Genomic DNA, 14,854 nt, shown 5'->3' with positions numbered 1-14,854 from the left:
ATGAACGACGCCGGCACAGCCCATTTCAATATCCCCAACCTGCTCTTCGACAACCGCACGCCGCACGCGGCCAGCCAGTTCGACATGGTCGACCAGTTTGGCGAGGCCTTTCATGTGGTGGTAGCGCGCATGGGCTACACCTTCGGCCCCTGCGGCACGGACGGCGTGGCCAGCCTGCTGCCCATGGCGCGCCAGTCGCCGCTGGCCACGGAAGACCGGCACCTGCACGACGACACGCAGGCGGGCACGGTGCAGGAAAGCGACTTCGCGCCCTATAAACCGCGCTGCGACGTGATCGTCAATGGCGTGGCGCACGCGCCGCGCGGGCAGGCGATGCCACAATTTCTCGTCAACCTGAAGGTGCGGTCAGAAAAGAAGACCCTGATCGACAAGACCTTGCAAGTGTGTGGCGAGCGCGCCTTCCGCAAGAAAGCCATCCTCACGCGCCTGGCGCAAGGCTGCGCCCGCATTGCCACGGCGGGCTTGCTGCGGCCGAACCCGTGGCACTTGTCGGCGCCAGAAGCGCTCTTGCAATTGCCGCTGCACTATGCCTACGCGTATGGCGGGCAGTGCCGCATAGAGGCCGACGACTGCAACGCGGCGAAGCACGATTCTTGCCAGGCCAATCCGCTGGGACGGGGTTTTGCGCGGCACTGGTACCTCGATGCGAAACAGATCAATGAGGTGCCCGCACCGCGTATCACGGATGCATCTCTGCCATGCACGGCCGCCCAGTTCTGGCAAGGCGCGGGCGGCAAGGCATTGCCCGCGCCGGCGGGGCTGGCCGTTATCGGCCGTGGCTGGCTGCCGCGCCGCGCGCTGGCCGGCCACATCGTCGTCAAGGACAAATGGGATGCCGATGAAGTCCCCGCCCTGCCGGAAGATTTCGATTTCGCCTACTGGAACAGCACGCCCCCGGACCAGCAATGTCCGCACCTGGCGGGACGGGAGCAATTTACGCTGACCAACCTGTGCCGCCACGACCATCGCTCGGCCCGCATCGACCCGCTCGGCAACACGGTGCTGCGTTTCGCCCTGCCGCAACAGGTGCTGTGCCTGCTGCTGGCGGACAAGAACGACCAGTTGCTCGTCTGGCGACTGGCCATCGATACGGTGCTGATCGACCCCGAAGCGGCCAGCGTGGAACTGGTGTGGCGCGCCATCGTGCCGGCCGACGCGGGCCAGGTCGCGTCGCGCTTGCTGCACGTAATGGAGCCGGCGCAGATCGCACGCATAGCACTGCTGGAACAGGCCCAGGAAGCACTGGGCAAGGCGGCCGGGCAAGGTCAAAACAATGACGAATGAAACCGTCACCAAAGCCTCGCGCTTCTATTGCGTCAGCCTCAGCCCCGACATTTGCAAGACGCCCGTCGGCTCCAGCACGCCGCCTATTCCCTACAGCATCATCGGTGAATTCTCGGAAGCACAGAACGCCTCGCCCAACGTCAAGTCGCACAGCGAGCCCGTCATCCTGCACCAGCGCAGCACCATTCCCACCGTCAAGGGCGACGCGGCCGGCAAGGCGGGCGGCGTCAAGAGCGGCACCGTCGGCAAGCAGGTCGACACCAAGGTCGCCAGCCCCATCCACCGCGCCAACGGCGCCAGCCTGGTGCAGATGGGGCGCGAAGTATGGATGAATTCGCGCAATACCGTGGGCAAGATTTATGAACGGGGCGCGGAGGCGGCGAAGCCGACACTCAACTCGATTTCCTTGGCAGTTGAGCGGGCGCGAGAGGAACTCAAACCTGCGGCAAAGATTTATCAGGATCAAATATCAGAGCAATTACATCAAGAGAGTGATGCCCTGGTAAATACTGGCGGCAACCTTGTGATGAGCGGCGGAGCAATGGTTGCTGCAACGGTCGTGGCGCCTCAAATTGCCCCTGTCACAATTCGTGCAGCCCCCGTCGCCGTAGGCAGTGGAAACCTTGCCATGGCAGTTGGCAGTGTAGTCAATATCACTGCAACAGCCATGGATCACACTGCAGACTATGTGATCACTGGCCATCTCCCAAGCTTGGGAGAACTCGGAAGTAGCGTCATTCGCGACGTCGCGTATCCCTTGGTTGATGCACTGGCACTCAATAAAATTCCCTTTGGCAAAGTACTGAATTCAATACTGGGGAAAAAACTGGCGCCATACATAAAAAAACTGACAGACAAGCTGCCGGCAAAAAAGAATATCAAGGAACCGCCCAAACTCGACAAACCTCCTCCGAAAAACGGCGGTGACGACGGCAAGAGCCGCGGCAAGAAGGAACCGAAATCGGAGCCGCCGTCCGACTGCTGCCCGAAAGATAGCGGCCCGGCCAAGAAACCCATCAAGGGCCGCAAGCCCGTGCATTTCGGCACGGGCCAGGAAATCCTGTACCAGACGGATTTCGCGCTCGAGCGCAGCATTCCCATCGCCTGGACGCGCTGCTACCGCTCCGGCGCCGAATGCGAAGACTGGGGCTTGCTGGGCGCGCGCTGGTCCACGCCCTACACCACCAGCCTGTCGCTGTGCGATGCGGGCATCGTGTTGCACGACGATAGCGGCCGCGCCCTGCGCCTGCCTGGCCTGGAACAAGGCCAGCAACACGACAGCCGCAAGGAAGGTTTTACGCTGACGCGCGACGGCGCCGACACTTTTACCGTGCTGTGGCGCGACGGCAGCGTCGACCGCTACGCGCGCGCTGAAGACGGCTGGCTGCCGCACGGCTACGACGGCGTCAACGCCATGCTGGCCCCGTCCGCGCCCGTCGCCACGCGACGCTTTGCACTCGCGCGCAGCGAGGGGCGCGATGGACGCGGCATCAGCATCGACCGCTCCATCGATGCCAAACCGGGCGAAGTGCTGCTGCGCCTGCGCAGCGATGATGGCAGCGTGCTCGAAGCCATGCGCGGGGAGACGGAAAAGGCCATCCACATCGGGAGAATCGACGAGGTATTACCCGACGGCAGCCGACTCTGCCATGTCCGCTACGCCTATGCCAGCGAAACGGAGGATGCACAACCGCTCTTCGCGCCCCGCCACAACCTGGTCAGCCAGTCGAATGCGCTGGGCGACACGCGCCGCTACAGCTATCGTCACCACCTGCTCACATCGTGCAGCAGCTACACGGGTTTTAGTTACGAGTTGGAATGGATCAGCCTGGACGCGCTGCGCGCCCGCTGGAGCGGCTCCCCCTTGAGCGAACCGGAGCTGGCGCAGCGCCATCCCATCAGCTTGGCCAACAGTTACCAGGCGCGCGCCATCATCACGCGCGCCCAAGATGGCAGCGAGCACACGCGCATCGATTACGTGGACAACGACACCAGCCGCGTCGCGGATAACGGCGGCGTCCTCGAATTCACATTCGACGCCAACTGGCTGGTCACCGAAGTGCGCCGCGTCATCGATGGCAAAACCGCCTCGCTGGGCCGGCGCGAATGGGACCGCGATGGCATGCTGCTGGCCGATATCGACGCCAACGGCGCCGCCACGCGCTATGCCTACGATGCAGCCGGCAACCTGACCCGCAGCACCGATGCCAAGGGGCACAGCAGCAGCGTCGCATACGATGGCCAGAACCAGCCCGTCGCCTTCACCGATGCGCTGGGCAACACCGCACGCCGCGAATACGATGCGGCAGGCCGTCCCGTCAGCATCACGGATGCGCTGGGCCACGTCACGCGCTACCGCTACGACCAGCGCGGCCAGCTGGTGGAACTGATCGACGCCAGGGGCGGCAGCAAGCATTTCCAGTACAACCGCCAGGGCTTGCCTATCAGCTACACGGACTGTTCCGGCCACAGCAGCGAATACAGCTACGACAAGCAGGGAAGATTGACGGCTGCACGCGATGCCATGGGCCACGTCAGCAGCTATGAGTACGATGGCCTCGGCCGCCTGACCGGGCTCATCGCACCAGACAAAACACGGGAACACTACGCCTACGATGCAGACGGCAATCTGGTCTTGCACGTGGATGGCGCCGGCCAGCAGACGCGCTACCGCTACAACGGCCAGGGCTTGCCGGTGGAGCGCACGGACGCCGTCGGCCAGACGGTGCAGTACCGCTACGATACCGCACTGCAACTGACGGAATTGATCAACGCCAAGGGCGAAAGCTACCAGCTCGCGTATCACGCGGAAGGCTGGCTGACGTCGGAAACGGGCTTCGACGGCAAGCGCACGCAATACAGCTACGACCAGTCCGGCAACCTCACCGCCACCGATTGCGGCAGCCAGCGCACGCAGCTGTTGCGCGACACGCTCGGTTTGTTATCCGTCAAGACCACGGCGGACGGCGTGGTGCGCTACGCCTACGATGCGCTGGGGCGGTTGACAGCCGTTTCCGCGCCGCAGGCAGAACAGCGCTTTGTCCACGATGCGCTGGGCCAGCTGATCGAAGAGCGCAGCGCCTGCTTTTTGCAAACGCTGCCCGAGATGGCCAGGTTGCCGAATGCCCCGCGCGCGCCAGACGCCAGCTTTGTCATGACGCACTCTTATGACGAGCTGGGCAACCGCATCCAGACGGTCTTGCCGAACGGACGCCGCATCGACACCTTGCGTTACGGTTCCGGCCACTGGCATGGCGTGCTGTGGCAAGGCCAGACCGTGGTCGATGTCGAGCGCGACAAGCTGCACCGGGAAAAGCAGCGGCAGCTCGGCAGCAGCGGTTTACTGGCCACGCGCCAGTACGATCCGCAATCGCGGCTCACGCAAATGACCCTGGCGCGCGGCGCCGATGCGCCCGCCCCCGTGCGCGAACGCCGCTTCGACTACGATGCGCAGGGCAACCTGAGCACCATTTTTCAAACAGGCGCCACCACTGCCGGCCCGCTTGGCAAACTCAGCTATACCTACGACCCCGTCGGCCAGTTGCTGGCCGCCGTGCAACCGGGTCTGGCCGAACACTTCGCCTTCGATCCGGCAGGCAATCTGCTCGACAAGGCTCCCGCGCCCGGCAACATCCTGAACAACTACGGCGATACCGAATACGATTACGACGAACAAGGCAACGCCACTAGCAAGCGCTTCCATCCGCCGGGCAGGGAGTCGACCTGGAGCGACCTGGAACTGCAATATGACGCCGAAAACCGCCTCAGCCACGCCACCAGGACGGAACGCCAATCACGCCACCGCGCCCACTACTTTTATGACGCCTTCAGCCGCCGCATCGCCAAGCGGGTAGAAGAAGCACGCTGGAGCAATTGGCAGGCCATCGCCACTGACCAGCCAGCATGCACGAGCGCCGCCACCACCTTCTTCGTCTGGGATGGCGACACGCTGGCACAGGAACTTGGGCAGGAAGAAACGGTCACATACCTGTACGAGCCGGACAGCTTCGTGCCGCTGGCCAGTATCGCTTCGCCGGCCTGCCGCCAGACCAGCGCGGTCCACCTGCCGCGCGTCGCGCAATGGGATTTGCCTGCAACCCGGCACGACGCCGAACTGCAGGCCGCGATTGAGCAAGAACAAGCGGACACCGAAGCGCTGCATGTCTCGGCATGGCAAGGTATCCAGACAGCAGCCGATGACGCGGCAGAACGCGACCGCATCACCCACTACCATTGCGACCACCTGGGCACGCCGCGCGAGTTGACGGATGCGCAAGGGAACGTGGTCTGGAGCGGGCGCTACAAGGCTTGGGGGCGTTTGCTGCACGCAGAGGGAGAAATCGAACAGCCGCTGCGCTTTCAGGGGCAGTATGAGGATCAAGAGACTGGGCTGTTTTATAACCGGTATCGGTACTATGAGCCTGATTGCGGACGCTATCTTAGTCAAGATCCTATCGGCATTCTAGGCGGACTGAATGGCTACGCATATGCAACAAATCCTATTCAGTGGAGCGACCCATTAGGACTGGCAAAATGCAGAGTCATCATTTCCAGCGCCGTAGACGAAATAAAAAACTTACCAGCATTGAATAATATGCTTCCAAGTGATATAAGAAAAATTTTACGGAGAAGAGGTTACACCATGGTGGGTTCCAGAACTAACCCTTCAGGATCCAATAAACGAGGGCAAGTCTGGACAAAGAACCTACCAGATGGAAATACAGCAGCAGTGCGCATTGACCCAGCTGAAAAACGCGCTATACCACTAGGAAATGCAGATGAAGTACCACATGCCCACAAGGAAATTGTTCCAACATCTAGCGTAACCAACGGAAATTATGCCCCGCCAAAAATCTCTGGAGCAAAGTTATGTGATGACACTGGAAAACCAGCCGCAGCCGGTGACTACAAAGCTATGCACATTGAAATTAAAAATGGAATATTGGGAAAATGAAAAAATCAATAAATTCAGAAATATTAGACATCATAAAAAAAGGTGGGATAATTGAATTGGAGGATCTATCAAGATCATCCAACGAGAAAACATTAAAAGATGAACACTTAAATGAAATATTTAAACAAATCAATCAGAAAAACACAAGCGCAAGAAAAAAAGAAATACTCTGGCTAATCGCATTAAAAGGAGATAAAAATAGCGAATTACTGAAATTAGCCAAGAAAGAAATACAGTCCATAAAAAACTTCGAAGAATATTCAACCGTTTCGCATAGTTTAAATTACGCGATATGTTACGCACTATTTAAATCAGAAAATAATGACATCAAAAGCATTGAAAATGAATTACTTGAAAATAAATCAGGCGAAATTCGACTATTAGTTGCCGAATTTTATTTACACAAAAAACAAATTGAAAAGATGATAGAAATAATAATAAAAATTCTAGATGAAACGAACATTGATCACAATGTAGCGAATGCAATTGACATGGACATAGAAAAAATTGCGAATATTGAAATACTAAAGAAAATAAAGGATAAATACATCAACAACAACTCAGCCATAACCAACGGGATAAAACATGTAATTTCCGTCATGGAAACCGCCATTTCAAAAAAATAACTCCACGATGCCCATCAAAAAAAAACCGCGATCAATACAAAGTATTATCCGCCCCCATAAATATTAATAAATAACTCATTTAGATAGTAAAAATTAGCAATGCATTTGACTTGACATATACTCTGAACGATACTTGCCACTGCCTGCATTGCAGCCAATAACAAGTCATCCATAAATCGCGCCACAACTATACAGAATCAACAGTTCTCCGTATGCCCTCCCCCTACATCGGCCGCTTCGCCCCCTCTCCCTCCGGTCCCCTGCACACGGGCTCGCTCGTAGCCGCCATGGCCAGCTATCTCGATGCGAAGGTGCATCGCGGCACGTGGCTGTTGCGCATCGAGGACCTGGACTATGACCGCAATGTCGAGGGCGCCGATATGGCGATCCTGGCTACCCTGCAGCGCTGCGGCATGACGTGGGATGGCGAGGCGACGTGGCAGAGCCGCAGGCTGCCGCTGTACCAGGCGGCGCTGACGCGCTTGCAGGACGATGGGCTCGTGTATGCGTGCGGCTGTTCGCGCAAGGAGATTCAGGATTCGGTGCTGCAGGCGAGTGCACCCAAGGGCACCGCCGCCGTGTATCCAGGCACTTGCCGCCACGGCCTGGCGCCGGGCAAGGCGGCGCGGGCCTTGCGGTTGCGCGTGCCAGAGGGGCCGCAAGCCGTATATGACTTTGCCGACCGCTGGCATGGTTCGCAGCGGCAGGACCTGGCTGGCGAAGTGGGCGACTTCATCGTGCTGCGCGGCGACGGCTTTTGGGCGTACCAACTGGCCGTGGTGGTTGACGATGGCGTGCAGGGCATCACGCAGGTGGTGCGCGGCGCGGATTTGCTCGATTCGACGCCGCGCCAGCTGTATCTGCAGGATGTGCTGGGCTTGCCGCATCCGGGCTTTCTGCACGTGCCTGTCGTCAACAATGCCAGCGGCGAGAAACTGTCGAAGCAGACGGGTGCCCTGGCCTTCGATACGGGCACGCATGCCGGCGAACTGCTGGCGTCGGCGCTGCTGCCGGCCGCCCGCTTCCTCAGTCTCGACGTGCGCGCCGACGACGTGGAAGACTTCTGGCGGCAAGCCATTCCCGCCTGGGCGCAGCGGCTGGCGCGCCTTCCCGAGCGCACATAAAAAAACCCGCCGCGGCGCAAACCGGGCGGGTTGAAGCAGGCGCTGGCCGCAAGGGCCGGCGCCTGGTATCAGGCAATTAGAAGTTGCCCTTGAACTGCACCCCAAACTGACGCGGCTCATTGATGAAGCCCGTGCGGTTGTTGAAGTCGATGGCGCCCGTGATACGCTGGGTATCGGTGATGTTGCGGCCAAACGCGGCCACTTCATACTTGCCAGCATCCCAGGTGTAGCCCACGCGCAAGCCACCTTCGACCATCGGCTTGCCGGTGAACTCAGTGGACTCGTACAGGAAGAAGTTGATCTTGCTGCGGTAAGCCCAGTCCGTGAAGACGAAGAATTCACCGTTTTCCATCGGGATCGAATAACGGCCCGTGGCCGTGACCGTCCACTTCGGCGCTTGCGGCAATGGATTGCCATTGATGATGGCGAAGCCGGCGGCGTTTTTCGGATCGGTCACGGTGCAGCTGCGGCATGTGGCCACCGACAGGGATGGATCCTTGATTTCCGTGAAGTTGTAGCTGCCGCCCAGGGACATCTTCAGGCTAGGCGTGACAAAACCTTCCAGTTCCAGTTCCGCACCGCGGCCATTCGTCTTGGCTGCATTGATCAAACGCGTCACGTTCGAGGTGCCACCAACGACCGTCAATTGCTGGTTTTTCACCTGGTAGTTGTACAGGCTGAAAGCAACCCGGGCGCGGCGCTCGAACAGGTCGGCCTTGATGCCCGCTTCGAACGAGGTGATCGTTTCCGCGTCGGCCACGGTCACAGACACATCCTTGCTGGCTGGCGCGATACTTGGCGCGCGGAAACCGGTGGCGATACGGCCGTAGAAGTTCACGTCCTTGTTGTACTTGTAGGTACCGCTCAGATCCCAGTTGACCTTGGCTTTGCTGACATCGGCGCTGGTTGGGTTGATTTGCGGGACGTTGTTCGCTACTACCGTGTTGAAATCCTTCTTGTCCTTGGTGTAGCGCAAGCCGGCACGCAGCATGAAGTCATCGTTGACGGCATAGTTGACGGAACCGAAGGTGGCCCAGGCCGTGTTTTTCTGGCGGCTGGCCAGGTGCGAAACGAGCGCATGGTCGCTACCGCCGAAGTTATCCGTATAGCCGTTGGCATCTTCGTTGAAGTAGTACACGCCAGCCTGCCAATTGAGCGGACCGGCATTTTTCGATTCGGCGCGGAATTCTTGCGAGTACTGTTTCACGCTGCTGATGCCGCCAGCGGTTTCCACCGGGAATGGAATCGCTGGCACCATGCCTGGTGCGCCACCGTCGATGTCGCCATGCGACACATACTTGCCCACGCGTTCGAAACCGGTGATCGAGTACAGCTTGACGCCGTCGAGTTCCCAGCTCAGGCGAGCGCTGGCGCCATTGGTGCGCAGCTCCTGGAAGTTCAGGGCATCGGTGTAGGATTTGGTCGGATCGAAACCGTCGACCAGGTCATTCGTGCCAAGCTTGATGGCGTTGGCGAAGAACACGCGCGCGCTGCCCGTGGTGCTACGCTGATGCACATTGAACAGAGCGTTGAACGTACCGTTCGGCGCATACATCAATTGCACGCGTTCCGCGTGTTCGTTGTAGCCGTCCAGGGCATTTTTCTTGCCCGTAAACGTGTTGTCGACGTAGTCGTCGCGATGCTGGCGCAGGGTCGAGACACGCATGGCCCATTCTTTGCTCAGTGGCACGTTGACGGCGCCATCGAAATTGGTCGTGTTGTGCGTGGCGGCGGAGACGTTGTAATAGCCTTCAACCTTGTCCAGGTTCGGCTTGACGGATTCGAACTTGACCACGCCGGCAGGGGTGTTGCGGCCGAACAAGGTGCCTTGCGGGCCGCGCAGCACTTCCACGCCAGCCACGTCGAAAATCGGATAGCCCTTGAGGATCGGATTTTCTTGCACGACATCGTCGTAAATCAGGGAAACAGGCTGCGATGCAAAGATGTTGAAGTCGGTATTGCCATAGCCGCGGATGTAAAAGCGGGGGAAGGTGCGGCCATTCGACGATTCCACGTTCAGGCTAGGCACTTTGCCGGCCAGCACGCGAATGTCTTGTCCGCCGGACACCAGCACGTCGAGCTTCTCGTCGCGCAGCAGCGACACGGAAACGGGCACGTCGCGGATATTTTCCTTGCGGCGCTGCGCCGTCACGGTCACGGTTTCCAGCTGGCTGGCGGCAGGGGTCGTATCAGCAGCGACTTCATCAGCATAAGCCGAGCCGATAGGCAAGGCAGCGGACAGTGCCAGCATGGCGGCGCTTTTGGCGCACAAACGCTGGTGCATCTTGGACATCTTGATCATGTTGTTTCCCAGAAGTTTAAAAAAGAATTGCGAAATCTGTCTTCCAACCTGTCTCCGGCTTATGTACGGCGCTGGCGTTCTCTGCACCGTCATGGTGCAGCAGCGCGAGCGGATGTTTCTCCACTCCTGGCGTCACTGGCTCTGCCCTGGCTGTCGTCCAAGCGGACAGCGGGGGCGGCCGCATCTCTGGGATGTCTGATGAACACCAACTTTTGAGTAAGGCGCCAATTTAATTCAAGCGCCTTATGCGCTGCAAGAATATTGTTATGTAAAATATTCATTCATCAACATAAAGGGCTGACTAGTGGTTATTCAGCCACAACAGCGCCCTCGCCTTGCCATTTCCCACAATGACTGGCTGGATGGCGCGACTTTTTCTCGTGGCATGCAGAAAGCAGAATTGACGTCCTGCAAGACAGCCCAGAGGATAAAAATAGTTGTAATATCGCCAGAATTGAGTGGCAAGGCCGCCCCACTCCAGTGCGGCGGCGGCCCCCTGCCTCCCCCTTGCACCATCGTTGATCGCCTCCATGCCAGAACCGAGCCAGCCCAGCAACGCCGTCCCGTCCTCCATCGCTGCCGCCCAGGCCGCCCATTCACTGCTGCGCGTCCATTGCGACATCGTCTGGAGCACGAAAACCTTCGGCCAGTTCGATGCCGACCAGCCCTCCTGGCGTGCCTTCACGGGCCAGACCGAAGCCGAACTGCTGGGCCGCGGCTGGCTCAATGCGCTGCATCCGGACGACCGCAACTTGCCTTACGTCATGCCGTCACATCTGACGAGCGTGTTCGAAGCGGAATACCGGCTGCGCCACGTCAGCGGCACCTACCGCAATATGCTCGTGCGCATGCTGCCTGTGCTGGCGCCCGATGGCAGCATCGTTGAATGGCTGGGTTCGCATTGCGACGTGACACAGCAACGGCAGACGGAACAGCGGCTGCGCCTGGCCATGCAGGGCGGCCGCATGGGCACGTGGGAGATCGACCTGGGCAGCGGCAGCATGACCTGCTCCGACGCGTTCAAGGCCAATCTGGGCCTGCCGCCTGCCAGCCACATCGACTACGCGCAGCTGACGGGCGCCATGCTCGACGGCGAGCTGCAGCACTGGCAAACGGTGGTGCACGCAGCCCTCGCCAGCGCCAGCGATTTCGAGATCGACATCCGCGTGCGCTGGCCCGATGGCGCGCTGCACTGGGCACACATGCGCGGCACCTGCACCAGCGACGGCGCCGGCAACGTGATCGCCTTGTCCGGCATCTCGCTCGACTTGACGGCCAGCAAGCAGAACGAAGAAACCCTGCGCCTGACCCTGGAGGCCGGTGAAGTGGCCACCTGGAACTGGGACATCGTTGCCGACCGGGTCACGGCCGACAGCAACATGGCGCGCCTGTTCCCCGTCAATGCCGGTGCGCCCACGGCGGCGCCGCTGGCGCGCTACCTGGACATCATCCATCCCGATGAGCGCGAGCAAGTCAGCGCGCAGATTACTCAGGCGCTGCAGGCGCACACGCCGTTCGAGGCCAGCTACCGCATCGGTTCCGGCGATGGCCAGTACCGCTCGGTCATCGCGCGGGGCCGCGCGGAATACGCGCCCGATGGCACGCCCTTGCAATTTCCCGGCGTCCTGCTCGACGTCACGCGCCAGAAACAGGTGGAAGATGCGCTACGGCGCAGCGAGGAACGCTACCGCACCCTGATCGAGCTGATGGACCAGGGCTTTTGCGTCATTGAAATGCTGTACGACGAGCAAGGCCGCCCCGTGGACTTCCGCTACCTGGAAGGCAACGCCGCCTTCGTCAAGCAGTCGGGTCTGGACAATGCCATCGGCAAAACCATCCGCAGCTTCGTGCCCGACCACGACCAGCACTGGTTCGACCTGTACGACCAGGTCATCAAAACGGGCGCGCCCGTGCGCTATGAAAACGAAGCCGTCGCCATGGAGCGCTGGTTCGAAGTTTTCGCCGCGCGCCTGGGGGGCCCCGGCAGCCGCCTGCTGACGATACTGTTCAGCGACATCAGCGAGCGCAAGCGCTCGGAGCAGCAATTGCGCCAGCTGGCCGACAACCTGTCCGAGATGGACCGGCGCAAGACGGAATTCCTGGCCACCCTGGCGCACGAATTGCGCAACCCGCTCGCGCCCATCCGCAACGGCTTGCAGATCATGCACCTGGCCGCCGACAAGCCCGCCACCGTGGCAAGAGTGCGCGACGTGATGGAGCGGCAAGTCAATCAGATGGTGCACCTGGTCAATGATTTGCTGGACGTGGCCCGCATCACGCGGGGGCAGATCGAACTCAAGCTGGAACGCGCGGACTTGAAAACCATCATCGCCAGCGCCGTGGAAACGAGCATGCCGCTGATCGAAGCGGGCCGCCACCAGTTCCAGATGCAACTCGCTGAAGACCCGCTGCCGCTCGAGGCCGACCCCACGCGGCTGGCGCAAGTGCTGGGCAATTTGCTCAACAATGCCGCCAAGTACACGCCTGCGGGCGGCCATATCAGCTTGCGCGCCCTGCGCGATGGCAACGAGGCCTTGATCGAGGTCAGGGACAGCGGCGTGGGCATCCCCGCCGAATCGATCGCCACCGTCTTCGACATGTTTACCCAGGTGGGGCAAAACATGGGCAGGGCGCAGGGTGGGCTGGGTATCGGCCTGTCGCTGGTGCGGCGCCTGGCCGAGCTGCATGGCGGCAGCGCCACGGCGGCCAGTCCTGGCGCCGGCCTGGGCAGCACCTTCAGCGTGCGCCTGCCCCTGCTGGCAGCGCAGCCAGCCGCTCCCGCCGTCCCGACCGTGCCGGCCAGCGCCACCAGCGGCCCCCGCTTCCGCGTGCTGGTGGTCGACGACAACGTCGATGCGGCCGATACCCTGGCCGCCGTGCTCGACATGATGGGCCATGCCACGCAAGTGGCCCACGATGGCGCGCAGGCGCTGGCCGTGGCGCCGCAATTCTTGCCAGACGTTATCTTCCTCGACATCGGCTTGCCTGGTATAAACGGCTACGAGGTGGCGCGCGCGCTGCGCCGGATACCGGCCGGCGCCAACGTCGTGCTTGTCGCATTGACGGGCTGGGGCGCCGAAAACGACCGCAGCCAATCGAGCGCGGCCGGCTTCGACCACCATCTGACCAAACCGGCCAACCTGCTCGTCATCGGCGAACTGCTGGCCACTCTTTCCACACCAACAACACCGACAAACCATGACTGAATCCCTGAACCACGTCCGCCGCCACCTCCTGCTGGCCGGCGGCGCCGCCATGCTGTGCCCGGCACCGCTGCTGTTTGCCGCACCCGCCACCAGCCTCGCCACCGCCCACACGCAGCTGGCCGCGCTGGAACAAGCCGCCGGCGGACGCCTTGGCGTTGCCGCCTGGCGCCAGGGCAGCGAGCTGCGCGTGGCCTACCGCGCCGACGAACGCTTCCCCCTGGCCAGCACCTTCAAGGCCATGCTGGCTGGCGCCGTACTGGCCCGCAGCGTCAGCCAGCCGGGCTTGCTGGACCAGCACGTGCGCTACGAGAAAAAGGAACTGGTCACCTATTCGCCGCTGACGGAAAAGCATCTGGCCGATGGCATGAGCGTGGCCGACCTGTGCGCCGCCACCTTGCAATACAGCGACAATAGCGCAGCCAATTTCCTAATGACAATATTAGGCGGGCCGCAAGCCGTGACGGCGTTTGCGCGCAGCATCGGCAATACGGTATTCCAGCTGGAACGCTGGGAAACAGAACTCAATAGCGCCATTCCCGGCGAAGCGCGCGACACGGCCAGCCCTGCGTCGATGGCGCACAGCTTGCAGCAATTATTGTTGGGCAATAGCTTGCCAGCGCCGCAGCGCCAGCAACTGGACGCCTGGATGCGCGGCAACACGACGGGCGACAAGCGCATCCGCGCCGGCGTGCCGGCCGGCTGGCAGGTGGCAGATAAAACGGGCTCGGGCGCGTATGGCAGCGTCAACGATATCGGCGTGGCCTACCCGGCAAGCGGCGCGCCGCTGGTGATCGCCGTGTACTACACGCGCGAACAGAAAAACGCCGACACCAACCAGGACATCATCACGGCCGCCACGCGCATCGTGACGGCCGCATTGGCGTAATTACTTCGGTAACGCGGCCATGAAGCCGGCATACGTCGACCAGGCGGGATCGGCCGCGCTGCGGATTTCAATCGGGAACTTTGGACGCGGCGCCAGCGCCGTGTTCAGGCGATTGAAAAACTCTTCGCCCGACTGCGTGTAATAAATCCATTCGCGCAGGTTTTCACCGGTCGACACCAGCGCCAGCGTGGCGAAGCCGCCTTCTTCCACCACGGGCGCCAGCGCCGCTTCCAGCTCTTCCATGTGCTCGCGCTCGTTCGGCGCGGGCATGCCTGTTTCATCTTCATAACGCCAGGCGATGATGATGCGGTCCGGCTGCGACGACAGGTCCCAGTCGTCATGGAAGGTGTCGACATAGCGGTAGATGATGGCAATCTCGTCGCTATGCGTGACGATAGTGCCCCAGCTGCGGGCGGAAGTGGAATTTTCGTTCATGGTTGCAACAGTCAAA

The 14,854-nt window shown here is 60.7% G+C and carries 8 protein-coding genes; 6 read left to right on the top strand and 2 right to left on the bottom strand.

Going from position 1 to position 14,854, the window contains the following annotated elements; genetic code table 11:
• The 4 genes from K0F86_RS04325 (at window position 1) to gluQRS (ending at window position 8,009) form a co-directional block, all read left to right on the top strand.
• A complete protein-coding gene (locus K0F86_RS04325; protein ID WP_219133123.1) occupies window positions 1–1,305 on the top strand; it encodes a DUF2169 domain-containing protein in 1,305 nt (434 codons plus the stop codon).
• The gene (locus K0F86_RS04320) at window positions 1,295–6,259 is read left to right on the top strand and encodes an RHS repeat-associated core domain-containing protein (RefSeq protein WP_219133122.1); all 4,965 of its coding nucleotides are present in this window, start codon (window positions 1,295–1,297) and stop codon (window positions 6,257–6,259) included. Before K0F86_RS04325 ends, K0F86_RS04320 begins: the two co-directional genes overlap by 11 nt.
• Window positions 6,256–6,885: a hypothetical protein gene (locus tag K0F86_RS04315; RefSeq protein WP_219133120.1), complete on the top strand. Its 630-nt coding sequence runs from the start codon at window positions 6,256–6,258 to the stop codon at window positions 6,883–6,885. The genes K0F86_RS04320 and K0F86_RS04315 overlap by 4 nt, the downstream gene beginning before the upstream one ends.
• Window positions 6,886–7,097: 212 nt before the next feature.
• Entirely contained in the window at window positions 7,098–8,009 is a 912-nt protein-coding gene (gene gluQRS, locus K0F86_RS04310; RefSeq protein ID WP_219133118.1) for a tRNA glutamyl-Q(34) synthetase GluQRS, read from the top strand.
• 76 nt (window positions 8,010–8,085) lie between these two features.
• Here gluQRS and K0F86_RS04305 read toward each other — a convergent pair whose 3' ends face one another.
• Complete coding sequence (locus K0F86_RS04305; protein WP_219133117.1) at window positions 8,086–10,311, bottom strand: TonB-dependent receptor; 2,226 nt, start codon at window positions 10,309–10,311, stop codon at window positions 8,086–8,088.
• A gap of 530 nt (window positions 10,312–10,841) precedes the next feature.
• On the opposite strand from K0F86_RS04305, the gene K0F86_RS04300 reads away from it, so the two are divergent.
• Both K0F86_RS04300 and bla read left to right on the top strand, forming a co-directional pair.
• Entirely contained in the window at window positions 10,842–13,517 is a 2,676-nt protein-coding gene (locus K0F86_RS04300) for a PAS domain-containing hybrid sensor histidine kinase/response regulator (protein WP_219133116.1), read from the top strand.
• On the top strand, window positions 13,510–14,403 hold the full coding sequence (gene bla, locus K0F86_RS04295) for a class A beta-lactamase (protein ID WP_374197264.1): 894 nt from the start codon (window positions 13,510–13,512) through the stop codon (window positions 14,401–14,403). The genes K0F86_RS04300 and bla overlap by 8 nt, the downstream gene beginning before the upstream one ends.
• Here the strand turns inward: bla and K0F86_RS04290 are convergent, their stop codons facing one another.
• Entirely contained in the window at window positions 14,404–14,838 is a 435-nt protein-coding gene (locus K0F86_RS04290; RefSeq protein WP_219133114.1) for a DUF695 domain-containing protein, read from the bottom strand.
• Between the last annotated feature and the right edge of the window lie 16 nt (window positions 14,839–14,854).

The organism is Janthinobacterium sp. UMAB-60, assembly GCF_900095235.1.
Taxonomy (GTDB): domain Bacteria; phylum Pseudomonadota; class Gammaproteobacteria; order Burkholderiales; family Burkholderiaceae_D; genus Janthinobacterium.
The sequence above is the reverse complement of the archived record's forward strand: the minus strand, read 5'-3'. Positions and strand labels throughout refer to the sequence as shown.

Coding starts and splice junctions, on each gene's coding strand:
- K0F86_RS04325 (WP_219133123.1), top strand. CDS start 1: ATGAACGACGCCGGCACAGCCCATTTCAATATCCCCAACCTGCTCTTC.
- K0F86_RS04320 (WP_219133122.1), top strand. CDS start 1,295: ATGACGAATGAAACCGTCACCAAAGCCTCGCGCTTCTATTGCGTCAGC.
- K0F86_RS04315 (WP_219133120.1), top strand. CDS start 6,256: ATGAAAAAATCAATAAATTCAGAAATATTAGACATCATAAAAAAAGGT.
- gluQRS (WP_219133118.1), top strand. CDS start 7,098: ATGCCCTCCCCCTACATCGGCCGCTTCGCCCCCTCTCCCTCCGGTCCC.
- K0F86_RS04305 (WP_219133117.1), bottom strand. CDS start 10,311: ATGATCAAGATGTCCAAGATGCACCAGCGTTTGTGCGCCAAAAGCGCC.
- K0F86_RS04300 (WP_219133116.1), top strand. CDS start 10,842: ATGCCAGAACCGAGCCAGCCCAGCAACGCCGTCCCGTCCTCCATCGCT.
- bla (WP_374197264.1), top strand. CDS start 13,510: ATGACTGAATCCCTGAACCACGTCCGCCGCCACCTCCTGCTGGCCGGC.
- K0F86_RS04290 (WP_219133114.1), bottom strand. CDS start 14,838: ATGAACGAAAATTCCACTTCCGCCCGCAGCTGGGGCACTATCGTCACG.